Source organism: Leyella stercorea (genome assembly GCF_021531655.1).
The window spans coordinates 1-19587 of the sequence record NZ_JADYUF010000044.1 but is presented as its reverse complement, the minus strand read 5'-3'; the positions used below and the strand labels follow the sequence as shown (position 1 = coordinate 19587).

General features: G+C 45.2%; 12 protein-coding genes. 11 read left to right on the top strand and 1 reads right to left on the bottom strand.

Going from position 1 to position 19587, the window contains the following annotated elements:
* Positions 1 to 39: 39 nt before the first annotated feature.
* Positions 40 to 2256, top strand: a complete 2217-nt coding sequence (gene tamL, locus I6E49_RS11555) for a translocation and assembly module lipoprotein TamL (RefSeq protein WP_235402436.1) — start codon at positions 40 to 42, stop codon at positions 2254 to 2256.
* Between the two features lie 341 nt (positions 2257 to 2597).
* Here the strand turns inward: tamL and thrS are convergent, their stop codons facing one another.
* Positions 2598 to 4550, bottom strand: coding sequence for a threonine--tRNA ligase (thrS, locus tag I6E49_RS11550; protein WP_235402435.1), 1953 nt, complete (start codon positions 4548 to 4550; stop codon positions 2598 to 2600).
* Positions 4551 to 4776: 226 nt separating this feature from the next.
* Here thrS and feoB point away from each other — a divergent pair, with 226 nt between their 5' ends.
* The 10 genes from feoB to I6E49_RS11500 all read left to right on the top strand — a co-directional run bounded on the left by feoB (position 4777) and on the right by I6E49_RS11500 (position 18986).
* On the top strand, positions 4777 to 7338 hold the full coding sequence (feoB, locus tag I6E49_RS11545; protein WP_235402434.1) for a ferrous iron transport protein B: 2562 nt from the start codon (positions 4777 to 4779) through the stop codon (positions 7336 to 7338).
* A 360-nt stretch (positions 7339 to 7698) separates the two neighbouring features.
* Positions 7699 to 9720 (top strand): transketolase family protein, encoded by a 2022-nt coding sequence (locus I6E49_RS11540; protein WP_235402433.1) that lies wholly within the window; start codon positions 7699 to 7701, stop codon positions 9718 to 9720.
* A gap of 11 nt (positions 9721 to 9731) precedes the next feature.
* Positions 9732 to 10169 (top strand): RpiB/LacA/LacB family sugar-phosphate isomerase, encoded by a 438-nt coding sequence (locus I6E49_RS11535; protein WP_235402432.1) that lies wholly within the window; start codon positions 9732 to 9734, stop codon positions 10167 to 10169.
* Between the two features lie 82 nt (positions 10170 to 10251).
* Positions 10252 to 12861, top strand: coding sequence for a transglutaminase domain-containing protein (locus I6E49_RS11530; RefSeq protein WP_235402431.1), 2610 nt, complete (start codon positions 10252 to 10254; stop codon positions 12859 to 12861).
* A gap of 222 nt (positions 12862 to 13083) precedes the next feature.
* Positions 13084 to 13401 (top strand): 50S ribosomal protein L21, encoded by a 318-nt coding sequence (rplU, locus tag I6E49_RS11525; protein ID WP_235392856.1) that lies wholly within the window; start codon positions 13084 to 13086, stop codon positions 13399 to 13401.
* 19 nt (positions 13402 to 13420) lie between these two features.
* Entirely contained in the window at positions 13421 to 13684 is a 264-nt protein-coding gene (gene rpmA, locus I6E49_RS11520; RefSeq protein WP_094879804.1) for a 50S ribosomal protein L27, read from the top strand.
* Between the two features lie 270 nt (positions 13685 to 13954).
* Complete coding sequence (gene serS / locus I6E49_RS11515) at positions 13955 to 15244, top strand: serine--tRNA ligase (RefSeq protein WP_235402430.1); 1290 nt, start codon at positions 13955 to 13957, stop codon at positions 15242 to 15244.
* Positions 15245 to 15400: 156 nt separating this feature from the next.
* Positions 15401 to 17749 (top strand): bifunctional dihydroorotate dehydrogenase B NAD binding subunit/NADPH-dependent glutamate synthase, encoded by a 2349-nt coding sequence (locus I6E49_RS11510; protein WP_235402428.1) that lies wholly within the window; start codon positions 15401 to 15403, stop codon positions 17747 to 17749.
* An 80-nt stretch (positions 17750 to 17829) separates the two neighbouring features.
* Positions 17830 to 18195, top strand: coding sequence for a DMT family protein (locus tag I6E49_RS11505; RefSeq protein ID WP_235402427.1), 366 nt, complete (start codon positions 17830 to 17832; stop codon positions 18193 to 18195).
* 41 nt (positions 18196 to 18236) lie between these two features.
* Complete coding sequence (locus tag I6E49_RS11500; RefSeq protein ID WP_235402426.1) at positions 18237 to 18986, top strand: tRNA 2-thiocytidine biosynthesis TtcA family protein; 750 nt, start codon at positions 18237 to 18239, stop codon at positions 18984 to 18986.
* The last annotated feature ends 601 nt before the right edge of the window (positions 18987 to 19587 follow it).

Below are 19587 nucleotides of genomic sequence, written 5' to 3'. Positions count from 1 at the left end.
AATAAATTAGTATCTTTGCATAAGTTTTTTCAATGTTTTATGTCACGACAATCATCTCTAAACAAAATACTTGCGCTGCCGTTTATTGCAGTCCTGTTCATGGCTTCGTGCTCAACAACCAAGTTTGTGCCTGCCGACGACTACCTTCTTAAAAACGTTAAGATAGAATGTCAGCAATCTGACATTAAGGCTTCATCACTTATGCCGTATGTCCAGCAACGCCCCAATTCCAAGTGGTTCTCGCTGTTCAAGGTGCCATTGTCGCTATATAGTATGTCTGGTCGAGACTCTACGCAATGGGGCAACAAATTCTTGCGCGGTTTGGGCGAATCTCCTGTTATATATGATTCTGTCAAGGCTGCTGCTTCATGCAATTATATGGCTATGTATATGCAGTCTGAAGGCTATCTTCATGCTAAGGCCAGCTACTCCGTAAAGCGCAAAGGACGAAAGATAGAAGTGAAATATAACGCCATTCCCGGTATCTATTATACCATAGATTCTGTTAACGTAGTCGTTGAGGACGATAGCGTACGCAATACGCTGCAGCAGCTTGGCGCGCTTAATGTCAATCTGAAGCGTGGCATGCGATTCTCTATACAGGCTCTCGACGACGAACGCAAACGTATCACTAATCTGCTTACCAAAGAAGGGTATTACAAGTTCAATAAAGACTTCATTAAGTTTGAAGTAGACTCTACATTAACTCCTGGTAGGGTAGATGTCACTATGCGTCTTCATAAGTATAAGGCTTCAAATAATAGTCCGGAAACAAATCATAAGAAATATTATATAAATAAAGTTGACTTTATCCCCGTCAATTCCGAACGTATCGCTCTGCGTACCAAGGTGTTACATAATAATACGACAATAAGACGGGGCAACAAATATTCGGCTGTCGATGTGCAGAATACATACAACAACTTCTCGCGTCTGAATGCTGTAAGATTTACAAATATTCATTTTGACGAGAATGAGAAAGACGGACAACTTGATTGTGGTATTAAGGTAAGCACACGCAACCCCAATACTATATCGTTCCAACCAGAAGGGACAAATACAGAGGGCGACTTTGGCGCAGCTGCAACTTTGACTTATTCCAACAACAATATATTCCGTGGAAGCGAACTTTTTTCTGTTCAACTTCGTGGTGCCTACGAGGCAATAAAAGGGCTTGACGGATACCAAAATCAGAATTATGTCGAATATAACGTTGAAACCCGACTGGCATTTCCGCGCATTATTGCACCTTTTTTATCGCAAAGTGTGCGTTACAATAATAGTGCCAAGTCGGAGCTTATGTTCAGCTACAACATGCAGAACCGACCTGAGTTCCATCGGCGCGTTCTTACATCGGCATGGCGATATTATTGGAAAAGTCTTCGTGGGCTGGCTTACCGTTTCGACTTAATCGACATCAACTTTGTACACATGCCGTGGATTTCATCCACATTCAAGAGCAATTATCTTGACGACACTACCTATCGTAATGCAATCCTTAAGTATAATTATGAGGATTTATTCATCGTAAAAACAGGTATTAACGTGTCGTATAACACTAACAACCAAGCATTTAGAACAAATATTGAGGTGGGAGGCAATGTGCTGAACGCTATTTCGCATATTACAAAAGCCAACAAAAATTCGGATGGCCAGTATACGCTATTCAAGATTGCATATGCACAATATGTTAAGGGCGATTTCGACTACACACATCTTCTGCAACTTGATGTGAAAAACCAACTTGCGCTTCATTTCGGACTTGGAATCGCTTACCCTTATGGCAACAGCAATATTCTGCCATTCGAGAAAAGATACTTCTCGGGGGGGGCCAATTCCGTAAGAGGTTGGAACGTAAGGGAACTAGGTCCTGGAAAGTTCCGTGGTTCAGACGGCAAGATTGACTTCATCAACCAGACTGGTGACATGAAACTGGACATGAACGTCGAATTGCGTACTGCCTTATTCTGGAAATTCAATGGCGCATTCTTTATTGATGCTGGAAATATTTGGACTCTTAAAAATTACAAGGACCAACCAGGAGGACAGTTCAAGTTTGATACATTCCTCAAGCAACTTGCTGTGGCTTACGGATTAGGGTTGCGTGTCAACTTCGATTACTTCATAGTCAGACTCGACTGTGGCATGAAGGCTATAAACCCGGCATACACCACATCAAACGAGCATTACCCAATAGCAAATCCTAATCTTGGAAGAGATCTTTCTGTGCATTTTGCTGTGGGATTGCCTTTCTAAAATATATATATTGCCTTTCTATATGATAGGATAGAAGATACAACAAGAACAATGTTATCTTACTTCATATAATAATGATAATGTCCTTCTTGTTGTATCTTCTGGTATCAAACATCTCTATTTATCATAATGGGCGTTACTTACAAATGGTATTCATAAATAAACAACTATAGAAAGTCGTAACTTTGTAATATAAACAAAAGAACTTCTCACCCGAACGCATCCCGAAGGCATCCCGAAGCCGACAAACAAAAACTCCCAACTGAAGAGGGTTGGTCACCAGTTGGGAGCTTTCAGTTTATAGGAAGCCTCCTACGTTATTTATCCAGTCGTTTTTACGCTTATTCCTCAGCGGCTTTGAGCTGCTCGGCAACCTCATCGTTGATACGCTTAGCGAACTCTTCTTTGGTCATAGTAGCCTGCTCGCCACCACCCTGCTTACGCATAGAAACAAGACCCTCGGCAGCTTCCTTCTCGCCAACTACAACCATATAAGGTACACGCTTGAGCTCGTTGTCGCGAATCTTACGACCGATCTTTTCATTACGATCGTCTACAACGGCACGGACGCCCTGCTTATCAAGGAACTTCTGCACCTCCTTGGCGTACTCGTTGTATTTCTCTGAGATAGGCAGCACAGCCACCTGATCAGGTGTAAGCCACAATGGGAAGTGACCAGCAGTATGCTCGATGAGCACAGCTGTGAAGCGCTCCATTGAACCGAATGGTGCACGGTGAATCATAACCGGAGTCTGCTTAGAGTTGTCCTCGGCTGTATACTCCAGCTTAAAGCGCTGCGGGAGGTTGTAGTCAACCTGGATTGTACCAAGCTGCCAACGACGGCCGATGGCATCCTTAACCATGAAGTCGAGTTTAGGACCATAGAAGGCTGCTTCGCCAACCTCCTCGTGTACCTCAAGACCCTTCTCACGGCATGCCTCACGGATAGCATTCTCCGACTCTGCCCAAATCTCCTTGCTGCCGATATACTTCTCTGTGTCTTTCGGGTCATGGAGAGAAATCTGAGCCTCGTAGTTCTCGAAACCAAAGATGCTGAACACCTTGAGGATGATGTCAATAATGTTCTCAAACTCCTGCTTCACCTGCTCTGGACGTACAAAGATGTGGGCGTCGTCCTGTGTGAATGTACGCACACGTGTAAGTCCGTGCAGCTCGCCACTCTTCTCATAGCGGAATACAGTACCGAACTCAGCAATACGCAAAGGCAGATCCTTATAAGAACGTGGCTTGCGTGCAAAGACCTCACAGTGGTGAGGACAGTTCATAGGCTTGAGCATATACTCCTCGTCCTCCTCTGGTGTGTGGATAGGCTGGAAGGCGTCCTTGCCATAGTGAGCGTAGTGGCCAGAAGTGACGTAGAGGCTCTTGCCTCCGATACCCGGAGTGATAACCTCCTGATAATTGTACGGTTTGAGGAGCTTGCGCAGCAAGTCCTGCAGACGCAGACGGAGGTCGGTACCCTTTGGCAACCAGATAGGCAGACCCTTGCCCACACGCTCAGAGAACATGAAAAGCTCCATCTCCTTGCCAATCTTGCGGTGGTCGCGCTTCTTGGCTTCCTCAAGCATCTGCAGATACTCGTCGAGCATAGACTTCTTGGGGAACGAGATGCCGTAGATACGGGTCATCTGATCGCGTTTGGCATCGCCACGCCAGAAAGCACCGGCAACACTTGTAATCTTGACAGCCTTGATAGCACCAGTATTCATAAGGTGCGGACCACGGCAGAGGTCGGTGAAGTTGCCCTGGGTGTATGTTGAGATAGTGCCGTCCTCAAGGTCCTGCTCAATGTGCTCACACTTGTAAGTCTGACCGTCGGCCTGGAATTCAGCCAATGCCTCAGCCTTAGGCACCTCGCGACGAACCACCGGCTCGTTCTTCTTGGCGAGTTCCTTCATCTTAGCCTCAATCTTCGGGAAGTCGGTCTCGGAGATGACGTCGCCTTCCTTAGGCATAACGTCGTAGAAGAAACCATTCTCAACAGCCGGACCGAAGCCGAACTGAATGCCAGGATAAAGCTCCTTGAGAGCCTCGGCAAGAAGGTGGGCAGATGTGTGCCAGAAAGTGTGCTTGCCCTCTTCGTCCTCAAATCTGTAGAGGGCGATGGTAGCGTCCTGGTTGATAGGACGGTTAAGCTCCACTGTTTCGCCATTAACACCGCAAGATACAACGTTGCGAGCGAGAGCCGGCGAAATGCTCTCGGCGATTTGTAACCCCGTTACGCCCTGTTCGTACTCACGAACCGAACCATCGGGAAATGTGATTTTAACCATAACAAATTAGTTTATTAATCAAAGTTGATGCAAAGGTAATGTAAAAATGCGAACACACACAATTTTATAGGCAATATAATCGTCAGAAATGGACTTTTTTAATAAGACAGCAGTCTGTCGACTCATCATTTTTAGGTATTTTTGAAAAAGTAGTGGACAAATCAAGTCACGTATCATTATTTATATGTAATTTTGCGTTTCGGGAAAAAATAACAAATATAGAAAAATGAAACTATCAGATTTAAAAACTGGCGAACGCGGTGTCATCGTAAAGGTCATGGGACACGGAGGTTTCCGTAAGCGCATAGTTGAAATGGGATTCATCAAGGGAAAAGTGGTGGACGTATTGCAGAATGCACCACTTCAGGACCCCGTTAAATACAAAATCATGGGATACGAGGTGTCGTTGCGACGTACCGAGGCCGAGATGATAGAGATTATATCAACCGAAGAGGCGGCTGCAATAGAGAAAAATGCCACCTCACAAGTATCAATCCCAGCTGAGACACCTGAGATTGATAACGACAATGAAGCGGAAAACACAGAAAAGCTCACCGACTTACAACTTCGTGATGCAGCAATGAAGAAACGACGTACCATAAATGTGGCACTCGTGGGCAACCCCAACTGTGGCAAGACATCGTTGTTCAATTTCGCAAGTGGAGCACACGAACGTGTTGGCAACTACTCGGGAGTTACTGTAGACGCAAAGGTAGGACACGCCACATTCGAAGGCTACGAATTCAATATCGTCGATTTGCCTGGCACCTACTCGCTTTCGGCCTATTCGCCAGAAGAGCTCTATGTGCGTAAGCAGATAATCGAGCAAACGCCAGATGTGATTATCAATGTCATCGACACAAGCAATCTTGAACGCAACCTATATCTCACCACCCAGCTCATAGACATGCACCTTCGTATGGTGTGCGCACTTAATATGTTTGACGAGACCGAGAAACGAGGCGACAATGTAGACTATGCTAAGTTGGGTGAATTGTTTGGCGTTCCGATGATTCCTACAACTTTCACTACAGGACGCGGCGTGGAACTGCTTTTCCATATTATTATTAATATGTATGAGGGTCTGGACTTTCTTGATGCCAATGGTAATCTCGATCCCGAGGTGGCTGAGGGTATCAGACAATGGCACGAACAATATAGCAAGACTGATACCGGACAACCAGACCACGACGAAGACTTCGCCTCGGGTGTCAAGCCTAAGCATAACGTTTTCCGACACATTCATATAAATCATGGTATATATATAGAAGAAGGAATTAAAGCCATTCAATGTGAGATAAAAAAAGAGAACGGGTTGCGTCACAAATACTCAACACGCTATCTTGCCATAAAGCTTCTGGAGAAGGACAACGATACCGAACAGCTCATCAAGAGTACTACCGCTCATCCTGAGACGATTCTTGCCGCTCGCGACAAGGCCATGGCAGATGTGATGAAATACACTCACGAGGACAGCGAGACAGCCATAATGGATGCCAAATACGGTTTTATTCACGGAGCATTGCAGGAAGCAGGCTATAAGACAGGAACCGAACGGGACACCTATCAGGTGACACATCTCATAGACAGCATCATTACAAATAAGTATGTGGGCTTCCCTATCTTCATACTGATGCTGTGGGTGATGTTTGAAGCAACCTTCTCGTTGGGACAGTATCCTATGGGATGGATTGAGTCGGGAGTGGACTGGATCGGCTCGGTCATCTCAGAGCGCATGATGGACGGTCCGATAAAAGATATGCTTGTAGACGGCGTGATAGGCGGTGTGGGTTCGGTAATCGTGTTCCTGCCACAGATACTCATACTCTACTTCTTCATATCGTTTATGGAAGACAGCGGCTACATGTCGCGCGCAGCCTTCATCATGGACAAACTGATGCACAAGATGGGACTGCACGGCAAGTCGTTCATACCGCTGATTATGGGATTCGGATGTAACGTACCAGCCGTAATGGCAACTCGCACAATAGAAAGCCGTCGCTCACGACTCATAACGATGCTCATATTGCCACTCATGAGTTGCTCGGCACGTTTCCCCATATATATAATGATAATAGGTACGATGTTTGCCCCGCAATATCGTTCGTCGATAATGATGTCGCTATATGTAATAGGCATTATCATGGCAGTGATAATGAGCCGCCTGTTCAGCAAGACCTTGTTCAAGGGCGAGGACACCCCGTTTGTAATGGAACTCCCACCCTACCGATTCCCCACAGCCAAGGCCATCGCACGCCATACATGGCAGAAGGGCAAGGAATACCTGAAGAAGATGGGCGGTATAATACTCGTGGCAAGTATCGTGGTGTGGGCATTGGGGTATTTCCCGCACAACGAGAACCTGACACGCGAACAGCAACAGGAGCAAAGCTACATCGGAATGATAGGACATGCCATCGAACCGGTATTCAAAGCTCAGGGATTTGACTGGAAATTGGACGTAGGACTGATTTCGGGAGTAGGAGCCAAGGAGATAGTAGCATCGACAATGGGAATACTCTACCACAGCGACGACGCAGCCGAGGAAGGTAGCGAGCAAGCCTACTCACATCTGTACAGCCAGATGACAGCCGACGGAATAACACCTCTTACAGCCTATTGCTTCCTGCTGTTCGTACTGCTCTACTTCCCCTGCATAGCAACAATAGCGGCAATAAAGGGCGAAACGGGTTCGTGGCGCTGGGCAACATTTGCAGCTGTGTACACCACATTTCTGGCTTGGATAGTTTCGGCTGTTGTCTATCAGATAGGAAGTGTTTTCATATAAGCATTGGTGTCGCACAAAATAAATCAAAATAAGTGACGTAAATCATTAAAAGATGTTATAATATCATTAATATAAGACATAAACACTTGCCAAGTATGGAAATAAAAGCTATCTTTGCAATGTGTTTTTCATGGTATTAGATTATTAAGGTTAAGAAAGCATAGGTTGTCGTGAGACAATCTATGTTTTTTGTTTTTATGAATACCGCTTCGGTACTTATGTTTTTTTGTATGATGCAGATAAGTAAAATCAAACTTTTTTCGGTTTTAATTTTGTAGTGCGCTTAAATTACACTATCTTTGCATTATTGAAAACTTCTTTGCACATTAACAAAAAGAATAAGTTAAACATCTAATAAATATGAACAACAAGGAATTGATGAATCTTGCAGCTGACAACATACGTCTGCTCGCCGTGTCAATGGTAGAAAAAGCGAAATCAGGACATCCCGGTGGAGCCATGGGTGGCGCCGACTTCATAAATGTCCTTTTCTCTGAGTTTTTGGTATTCGACCCCGAACGGCCAGAATGGGAAGGTCGTGACCGCTTCTATTTGGATCCGGGTCATATGTCGCCAATGCTCTATTCTGCACTTGCATTGCAAGGCAAGTTCACCATAGACGAGCTGAAGACATTCCGTCAGTGGGGCTCGGTATGCCCAGGACACCCTGAGCGCGACATCATGCACGGCATCGAGAACACATCAGGTCCGCTCGGACAGGGACACACATATGCTGTAGGTGCTGCTATTGCCGAAAAATTCCTTGAGGCTCGTCTGGGTAAGACCATGATGCAGCACAAGATTTATGCCTACATATCAGACGGTGGCGTACAGGAGGAAGTTTCGCAGGGCGCAGGCCGTATCGCAGGTTTGCTGAAGCTCAACAACCTCATCATGTTCTACGACGCAAACGAGATTCAGCTCTCTACCGAATGTAACGTCGTAATGAACGAAAATACACGTATGAAGTATGAGTCATGGGGATGGAACGTACTGGAAATCAACGGCAACGACCCTGACGAAATTCGTGCTGCTTTGATCCTTGCTAACAAGGAGACGGAGCGTCCAACACTCATTATTGGTCACACTATCATGGCAAAGGGCGCACGCAAGGACGACGGTTCAAGCTATGAGCACAGCGTTAAGACACACGGCGCTCCTCTCGGTGGCGATGCATACACAAATACTGTTAAGAACCTCGGTGGCGATGTAGAGAACCCGTTTGTGGTGTTTGATGACGTAAAAGAACTGTACGCTAACCGTAATGCCGAGTTGCGTGAGATAGTAAAGGCACGCCACGCTGAAGAAGCTGAATGGCGCAAGCATAACCCTGAACTGGCTGCCAAGATGGATGACTGGTTCTCGGGCAACGCTCCTAAGGTAGACTGGAGCCAGTTGGTACAGAAACGCGACGCTGCTACACGTGCCGCTTCGGCTGCTTGCCTCGGTGTTTTGTCAGAGCAGGTAGGTAATATGGTAGTTTCATCGGCCGACCTCTGCAATAGCGACAAGACCGACGGATTCCTCAAGCATACACACAATCTTCAGGCTAATGACTTCACCGGTGCTTTCTTCCAGGCTGGTGTATCAGAGCTCACAATGGCTTGCGTATGCATCGGTATGTATCTGCACGGTGGCGTAATTCCGGCTTGCGGAACATTCTTCGTATTCTCAGACTATATGAAGCCAGCTATCCGTATGGCGGCCCTTATGCGTGTACCAATCAAGTTTATCTGGACTCACGACGCATTCCGCGTAGGCGAGGACGGACCTACACACGAGCCGGTAGAGCAAGAAGCACAGATTCGCCTTATGGAGAAGCTCAAGAACCATAAGGGCGAGGACTCAGTACGCGTATTCCGTCCGGCAGACGTAGACGAGGCCACAGTATGCTGGAAGATGGCTATTGAGAACATGTCTACTCCTACAGCTCTCATCTTCTCACGTCAGAACATCACATCTCTGCCAGAGGGTAATGATTATGAGCAGGCTCGCAAGGGTGCTTATGTAGTTAAGGGTTCCGATGCCGACTTTGACGTCATATTGCTCGCTTCTGGCTCTGAGGTTTCAACACTCGTAGCTGGTGCTGAGTTGCTCCGTAAGGAAGGAATCAAGATTCGTATCGTGAGCGTACCTTCAGAGGGTCTGTTCCGCACGCAGAGCAAGGAGTATCAGGAGAGCATCTTGCCTACTGGAGCTAAGGTATTCGGTATGACAGCAGGTCTGCCCGTAACCCTGCAGAGCCTCGTAGGTGCAAACGGAATGGTTTACGGAATGGAGTCGTTCGGATTCTCAGCGCCATATAAGGTGCTCGACGAGAAACTTGGTTTCAACGCTGAGAACGTATATAAGGAAGTAAAGAACTTTTTGTCTAACAAATAAAACTAATAACTATGGAAATCAAGACAGTAGGTATTGCCTGCGACCACGCAGGTTACGCATTGAAGAAGTTTGTAGTAGAATATCTTGAAAGTCATAACATACCATTTAAGGACTATGGTACATACAGCGATATGAGCTGTGACTATCCTGATTTCGCACACGCTTTGGGTGAAGCAATCGCTAAGGGCGATGTTTATCCTGGTATCGGCATTTGTGGCAGCGGCGAAGGAATGGCAATGACACTCAACAAACACAAGGGAGTACGTGCTGCTTTAGTCTGGACGCCGGAAATTGCAGGATTGACTCGTCAGCATAACGATGCTAATATTCTCGTTATGCCAGGAAGATTTATTGACAACAAGACAGCCGAGAAGATTATGGACGAATTCTTCAAAACTCCATTTGAAGGTGGTCGTCACGAACGTAGAGCTAAGAAGATTGACTTGTAAGAAATCTGAACGATAGAATATTTAGGAGGGCCGGACAATTAATGCCGCACCCTCCTATTTTTACATATTATAATTAAACCAAATGAAAGGAATACTAATCTCTGCTTCATTATTAGCATTAACATTGACAGCTGGTGCACAGAGTGGTTTTATTTCAGACACTAAATACCGTGCCGGAATGGAAAATCTGTTTAACCAACGCATCAAGACTGTAGGAAAAAAATTCTACAACACTCAAAAGGAAAAACTGACAGCCGACGAAGAAGAGGCACTAAAATTTCTGTACGCCTATATGCCATTGGCAGACGTTACAGATTATCCAACATCGTTCTTTGCCGACAACGTGCGCCTTTCGTTCAAGGCTCGTAATGAAATGGCGTGGGGCAAGAATGTACCTGAACTATTGTTTCGTCACTTTGTGTTGCCAATAAGAGTGAACAATGAACCGCTTGATGCTTCACGAGCTTATTTCTACAATGAACTGAAGGAACGCATCAAAAATCTCTCTATGCATGATGCTATTCTTGAAATAAACCATTGGTGTCACGAGAAGGTTACTTATCAACCGGCAGATGCACGTACTTCATCGCCTTTGCAGACCCTACGTACGGCTACTGGACGCTGTGGAGAACAAAGTACATTTGCCGTGGCTGCCTTTAGAGCAATGGGAATACCTGCTCGCCAGGTTTACACTCCGCGTTGGGCACATACCGATGACAATCATGCATGGGTAGAAGCTTGGGCTGATGGAAAATGGTATTTCCTCGGAGCCTGTGAGCCTGAACCTGTGTTAAATCTCGGATGGTTTAACGCTCCTGCATCGAGAGCCATGCTTATGCACACACGCGTATTCGGCAACTACAACGGCCCGGAGGAAGTGCTGTTGCGTACAAATAACTTCACCGAAATAAATCTTACTTCCAACTATGCACCTACAGCAGAAGTGAAATTTGAAGTAAAAGACACCGACGGAAATCCTGTAAACGGAGCAAAGGTGGAGTTTAAGATTTACAACTACGCGGAATACTATACAGCCGTGACCAAGCGAACAGATGCTCAGGGACGTACATCACTATCGGCTGGTAAGGGTGACTTGCTGATTTGGGCTTCCAAAGACGGAAAATACGGTTACAGCAAGGCCTCGTTTGGCAAAGACAACATTGTGACAATAACCCTTAATCACAGCGTTCTGTCGGATAAGTCGAAGACTTCATTCGATGAGGAAACATTCAATATCGTACCACCGGTTGAGAACGTTAAGACTCCGTATGTAAGTGATGAAATGCGTAAGGAGAACAACCGACGCTTTGCTTACGAGGACTCAATACGTAAAGCTTACACAGCAACATTCCTTACAAAGGAACAAGCGGAAAAAATCAATCCTCGCGCTACAGAATATCTCGTTAAGTCACGTGGCAACAAGCAGACCATCATCGACTTCCTGGCTCGGCACAAGGATAATGAGAAGCGTGCACTCGGAGTTCTTTCAACACTAAGTGACAAGGACTTGCGTGACATTCCAATGGAAATTCTCGAAGACAATTTCACAGCCAAGACTAATCAGTTGTCGCCTCGTGTGGAAGATGAGATGATCTCAATACCATTCAAGAACTACTTTGAAAAGGCCTTTGCTGGCAAGACAGCCGACATGTTCCGCAAAGACCCAACAGCGCTTGTTTCTTGGATAAACAAAAACCTACGCATAGCTCCTGAGTATAACGCATTGCATATTGCACAGACACCAGTAGGCGTAATGGAATCCAAAACAACCGATGAGCGCTCACGCGACATATTCTTCGTAGACGTAGCCCGTAGTCTTGGTATTGAGGCCCGCAAAGATGCAATTACTGGCAAAGTGCAATATATGAAAGACGGAAAGTGGATGGACGTTAAGTTTGAGTCGAAAGAGCAGGCTGCAGCTCCTACTGGCAAACTCGTACTCACATACAAGCCGTCGGCATCTCTTGATGACCCTAGGTACTACAACCACTTCACAATCAGTCGAATTGTAAATGGTTCACCAAAATTGATGAACTTTGAAGAGGGTCAGGCAGACATGGGCAATGGTACCTGCTGGAGCAACACATTCAAGAATGGCTACTCGTTCGACACGGGTACATATATGCTCACTACTGGTACACGACTGGCTAGTGGTAGCGTACTTGCGGCCACACGTTTCTTCAACATCGAAGAAGGCAAGACCACTACCCTACCGCTTGACATACGTCACGATGCTAATGACGTGAGTGTAATCGGTCAGTTTAACTCGGAGTCGATTATAAACAAGGATGGTAAAGACGTGAGTATTCTTTCGCAGACAGGTCGTGGCTACTATATCCTTGCCGTTCTTGGTGTCGGCCAGGAGCCTACCAACCATGCATTGCACGACATAGAGAAGGAACGTGCGGCATTCGAATCATGGGGCCGTCCCGTTGTTCTGCTCTTTGAGAGTGAGGCCGATGCCAAGAAGTTCCAGAAAGATGAATTTGGGTCTTTGCCTTCTACAGTACAGTACGCCATTGATAAAAATGGTGCAATACGTGAACAGATTGCACGTGAAATGAAACTGCAGAATAAGACTCAGATGCCTATGTTTATCATTGCAGACACATTCAACCGTGTGGTGTTCTCATCGCAAGGCTATACTATAGGACTGGGCGAACAGATGAAGAATGTGTTCAAAAAGCTGTAATGAAATTATTGGCTTAATATATTAATGCAATAGAAAGGGTGTGCACATTATGCACACCTTTTCTATTATATTTTGTTAAACAATATGAAAAATAATCTGTTGCATTTTTCTTCTACATAAAATATTAGTACCTTTGCAGCCGATTTAATCCGCCGAGGCTCGAAAAAGTAACAGCACGACGTTGTTCGCCTCACGGAAAAACCCGTTTATATTATTTTTTAAATGTACGCAATCGTAGAGATTAACGGTCAGCAGTTTAAGGCAGAGCAGGGCAAGAAGCTCTTCGTTCACCACATCAAGGACGCTCAGGAAGGCCAGACTGTTGAATTCAACAAGGTACTGCTTGTTGACAATGAAGGTTCAGTACAGGTAGGTGCACCTGCCGTAGAAGGTGCAAAAGTTGTATGTGAAGTTGTAAATCCCCTCGTTAAGGGTGACAAGGTTATCGTCTTCAAGATGAAGCGCCGCAAGGACTATCGCAAGAAGAACGGTCACCGTGAGCAGTTCACAGAGATAGCAATCAAAGAGGTAATCGCTTAAATTTTAGGAGGAACAAGAAATGGCACATAAAAAAGGTGTAGGTAGTTCTAAGAACGGACGTGAATCAGCTTCTCAAAGATTAGGCGTTAAGATCTGGGGTGGCCAGAAGTGCATTGCAGGCAACATCATCGTTCGCCAGCGTGGTACAAAGCACAACCCGGGCTTGAATGTAGGTATTGGCAAGGATGACACTCTCTATGCATTGGTTGACGGTATCGTTAACTTCCGCAAGGGTCGTAACGACAAGAGCACTGTTTCCGTAATACCCGAAGCTGAGGCTTAATTAAAATAAAAAAAAAACTATTCCAAACAAACATATTAATCCCAATCTTCATACAACTTGAAGATTGGGATTAATGCTTTTATACAATTGGCAAAAAAGTTCTTGAATTATTAATTGCTCTTTACATTCCGTATTATATTAACCTTTATAATCCATCATCCCCAAAAAACAAGAGTTAAATATTGCCGTAAAAAGATTTTTTGTGTAATTTTGTATCTTGAATAGAATTATAACATACACAACGCATATTAATATTTAACTATTTAGCATATGCTTACACTTAAACTCATCAGTGAGGAAACTGAACGTGTTATCAAAGGCTTGAACAAGAAGCACTTTGCAGGTGCAGAGGAAGCCATAAATGAAGTTCTCGCTATCGACAAGTGTCGTCGTGAGACACAGCAGGAACTTGATAGAAATCTTTCAGAAGCCAAGAAGATGGCGGCTCAGATTGGTGCTCTTATGAAACAGGGCAACAAGCAGGAGTCCGACGAAATTAAGGCTAAGGTTGCAGCAATAAAGGAGAATAACAAGGCATTGGAAGAAACTAAAGCGCAAGCTGAGAAAGACCTTATAGCCAAGCTTTGCACCATTCCAAATATACCTAACGACGATGTTCCTGAAGGCAAGGACGCAAGCGACAATGTAGTGGTAAAGGAAGGTGGCGAAATACCAAACCTTCCCGAAGATGCGCTTTGCCACTGGGACCTCTGCAAGAAGTTCAATCTTATCGACTTCGATCTCGGCGTGAAGATTACAGGTGCCGGTTTCCCTGTTTATATTGGCAAAATGGCTCGTCTGCAGCGTGCTCTTGAAGCTTTCTTCCTTGATGAGGCTCGTAAGAGCGGCTATCTTGAAGTACAACCACCGTATGTTGTCAATGAAGCTTCAGGTTATGGCACAGGCCAGCTTCCCGATAAGGAAGCTCAGATGTATCAGTGTCAGCTCGACAACCTCTACCTCATCCCTACAGCCGAGGTTCCAGTTACCAACATTTTCCGTGACGAGATTATCGACGAGAAGGATCTGCCTATCAAGCGCTGTGCATACTCTGCTTGCTTCCGTCGTGAGGCAGGTTCGTACGGCAAGGACGTACGCGGCTTGAACCGTCTGCATCAGTTTGACAAGGTTGAAATCGTACGTATTGACAAGCCAGAGCATTCATACCAGTCGCTCGACGAAATGCTTGAACACGTAGAGGGATTGCTCAAGAAGCTTGAACTTCCATACCACATCCTCCGTCTGTGCGGTGGAGATATGAGTTTCACATCTGCCATCTGCTACGACTTCGAAGTATGGAGCGCAGCCCAGAAGCGTTGGCTCGAGGTATCATCAGTTTCTAACTTCGAGAGCTACCAGGCCAACCGTCTGCATTGTCGCTACCGCAATGCTGAGACAAGAAAGATAGAGTTGTGTCATACACTCAACGGTTCAGCACTTGCTCTTCCGCGTATCGTAGCAGCCATTATCGAAAACAATCAGACTCCGGAAGGCATCCGTGTACCGAAGGTACTCGTTCCTTACTGCGGATTCGATATGCTCGATGACAAGAATTTCTAATCAGCAGGCAAATTTTCAGACAAATTAATTAGTCTGCTGACAGAATTAAAGAATAAAAGGAGTCAGTAATTTCTGACTCCTTGACTTCTTTTTTTCTATATTTTAACACTAATACCCTTTTATCAAACCTAACTTAAAACAATAAGATTACTACACATGAACAAAATCGTACTGAAAAAACAATTCTCAGAGAAGGTTTATCTTTTTGAGATTGAAGCTCCATTGATTGCAAAAAGCCGTAAGGCTGGCAATTTTATCATTGTACGTGTTGGCGAAAATGGCGAGCGCGTGCCTCTGACTATTGCCGATGCCGACATTGAGCGCGGCACGATAACTATCGTTGTACAGAAAGTAGGTCTTTCGTCAACAAAGCTGTGCAGTCTTAATGAAGGCGATTATATCACAGACGTTGTAGGTCCGCTTGGCAATCCTACTCATATAGAAAACTTCGGTACTGTAGTATGTGCAGGTGGTGGTGTTGGCGTAGCTCCAATGCTTCCTATCATTCGTGCCTTGAAAGCTGCGGGCAACCGAGTATTGTCGGTTATTGCAGGACGTAGCAAAGACCTTGTCATTCTTGAGGATGAGGTACGTCAGAGCAGCGACGAACTTATCATAATGACCGATGACGGATCGTATGGCGAAAAGGGCGTTGTTACTGTTGGTATCGAGAAGTTCATAAATCAGGAAGAACATGTCGACAAGGTATTTGCCATAGGCCCTCCTATCATGATGAAGTTCAGCTGCCTCATGGCTCAGAAATACAATATCCCAGTTGAAGTTTCATTGAACACGATTATGGTTGATGGCACCGGTATGTGTGGTGCTTGCCGCCTTTCTATTGGAGGTAAGACCAAGTTTGTGTGCATCGACGGTCCGGAGTTTGACGGAGCACTTGTCGATTGGGATGAAATGTTCAAGCGTATGGGTACATTCCGTGATGCAGAGCGTGAGGAAATGGAACACTACGAGGAACATTTGCGTGGTGTAGAGAAGAAGGTTGAAGCAACAGGATGCGCCACTTGCATGGACGTAGAACCTACCAATGAGACAATAGAGCAACTCACCAATCGTAACGCTGAATGGCGAAAGGAGTTGCGCGCAGCCATGAAGCCTGCCGAACGCAAAGCCATAGAGCGTGTACAGATGCCCGAACTCGACCCGGTATATCGTGCAACTACACGTACTGAGGAAGTAAACAAGGGTCTGACAAAGGAAATGGCTGTACGCGAGGCTCACCGCTGTCTCGACTGTGGCAAGCCAGCCTGTGTTGAAGGTTGTCCGGTAAATATCAATATCCCCTCATTCATAAAGAACATAGAGCGCGGACAGTTCCTGGCTGCTGCCAAGGTGTTGAAGAGCACCTCTGCCCTACCGGCAGTATGCGGTCGCGTTTGTCCGCAGGAAAAACAATGCGAGAGCAAGTGTATCCATCTGAAGATGAACGAGCCTGCCGTAGCTATCGGTTATCTGGAGCGTTTCGCAGCCGACTTTGAGCGTGAGAGCGGAAACATCGCCATCCCTGATATGGCACCAAAGAACGGAATAAAAGTAGCTGTTGTAGGTAGCGGTCCTTCGGGATTGAGCTTTGCAGGCGACATGGTGAAAATGGGTTATGAAGTACACGTATTCGAGGCATTGCACGAGATTGGCGGTGTACTGAAATACGGCATTCCTGAGTTCCGACTGCCCAACCGCATCGTTGACGTAGAGATTGAGAACCTGAAGAAGATGGGCGTAGTATTCACTACCGACTGCATCATCGGCAAAACAATAACCACAGATCAGCTTGAGGCAGAAGGCTTCAAGGGAATATTCGTTGGTTCAGGTGCCGGTCTACCCAACTTTATGGGTATAAAGGGCGAGAATGCCTTGAACATCATGTCGTCGAACGAATACCTGACACGTGTGAACCTTATGGATGCAGCCAATCCTCTCACAGATACCCCTATCAATATAGGCAAACATGTGCTGGTTGTAGGCGGTGGCAATACCGCGATGGACTCTTGCCGTACAGCTAAGCGTCTTGGTGGTGACGTGACACTCGTATACCGTCGCTCGGAGGCAGAAATGCCAGCACGTCTTGAGGAGGTGAAGCACGCAAAAGAAGAAGGTATCAACTTCCTCACATTGCACAATCCAATAGAGTATATTACTGACGAAAAGAGAGCCGTAAAGGCTGCCGTGCTTCAGGTTATGGAACTGGGCGAACCAGACGCAAGCGGACGCTGCAAACCAGTACCAATAGAAGGCAAGACCGTAACTATCGAGGTAGATCAGGTAATCGTAGCAGTAGGCGTATCGCCCAATCCTCTCGTACCCAACTCTATAAAGGGACTCGAACTTGGACGTAAGAACACTATCGCTGTTAACGAACAGATGCAGAGCTCACGCCCTGAGATATTTGCCGGCGGTGATATCGTACGCGGTGGAGCAACTGTAATCCTCGCTATGGGCGACGGTCGTAGAGCGGCTGCAGCCATGGACGAGAGATTGAAAGGATAATTAACAAAAACGAAGCCCTACCCCCGACCCATCCCTGTAGAGAGAGTTCGGGGTGGGGCTTTTATAAAAAAAAAACTAATATGTCAGGATTCTACACCATTATTCTACTTATTCTCTCTAATATTTTCATGACATTGGCATGGTATGGCCATTTGAAGCTTCAGCAGACAGGCGTGTCAAGCCATTGGCCATTGATAGGTGTCATTATTTTCTCATGGGGAATAGCATTTTTTGAGTATTGCTGTCAGGTACCAGCCAATCGCATCGGTTTCCAAGGAAATGGAGGCCCGTTTTCGCTCGTTCAGTTGAAAGTGGTACAAGAGTGCATTAGTCTTATCGTGTTCGCACTTATTGCCAATATTATGTTTCAGGGTGAGACGTTGAAATGGAATCACCTGCTTGCATTTGTTTTTATTATTGCGGCCGTTTACCTTGTTTTCAAGTAAACGGCATTTGATAATCAGTCTTTTATTATATTTCACTATACATGCGAACACGCGAACAGATTCTTAATCATCTGATATACAGGCAATTTCAAAAGGCACTCACCGAATACTCTATGCTTGCGGATGGCGATCGTATTCTCATCGGATTGTCTGGTGGAAAAGACTCGTTGTGCCTGCTTGATATGTTATCACGTCGACAGCGTATTTTCAAGCCACAAATAGAGGTGGAAGCTGTACATGTACGCATGAAGAATATCCATTACGAGTCGGACACATCCTATTTGAAAAGCTTCGCGAATGAACATGGAGTGAAACTACACATCGTCACTACGGAATTCAGAGAAACAGAAAAGACGGACAAACCAGCCTGCTTCCTTTGCTCATGGCATCGTCGTAAATCACTTTTTCGCTTCGCTCAAGAAGCCAATTTCAATAAGATTGCTCTCGGCCATCATATGGACGACATCATTCATACCACCATGCTCAACCAATTCTATCAAGGCTCATTCTCTACGATGCCTGCTGTAATGCAGATGAAAAAGATGCCATTGACAATAATCCGTCCGTTGTGTCTTGCGAAGGAGAGTGACATCAAGGAATATGCAGAGCTGTGCGGTTACGAAAAGCAAATAAAGAATTGTCCGTACGAAACACTTTCCAATCGAACCGATATGCGACGTGTCTTTGAGGAGATTGAACGTATAAATCCCGAGGCGCGTTATTCAATATGGCACGCACTGGAGAAGGAAGGAAAACTCATCGCTAAAAGTAATTCAAGTTTTGGAGCCTGATTCTGAAAAAGAAGCCATAAATTATGCAATTTACCTTAAATACGAGGAACACACCAATTGGGATGCCTGATTTTATGCATATAAGTTCTTTGTCAGTACCACATAAGTAACACTCCAGTACCATATAAGTGAAACTCCAGTACCACCTATATGAAACTCCAGTATCAGTTAGGTGGTACTGAAAACGGTACTGGGAGTATGCATCAAGCTTATTGTGATACGGAACTGCCTGTTACACCCAAGCCAACGGTGGAAACCACCATAAACTTGGAAGGTGAAGCCGGCGAAGCACAACCAGCAGAAATCAGATAGATAAACATCTTATGCAGACTTCTGCGAAAAAATGAAAGCAAAAGAAGCATACTTTGTAGACACATTAAGACATTTATAAAAGTTCAAAACAGTTTATTAAAGGTTTTTCAGTTAAATGCATAGATAGAAAATAAAAATATATTTCTAAGTAAGTGATCTAAATTATTTCTAAGTAAGTGATCTAAATTATTTATAAGTAAGTGATCTAAATCATTTATATATATATATCAGTACTAATATGGTTATTTTTCCGTTTTATAGAAAAAGTAAATTATGAAACCAATAAAAG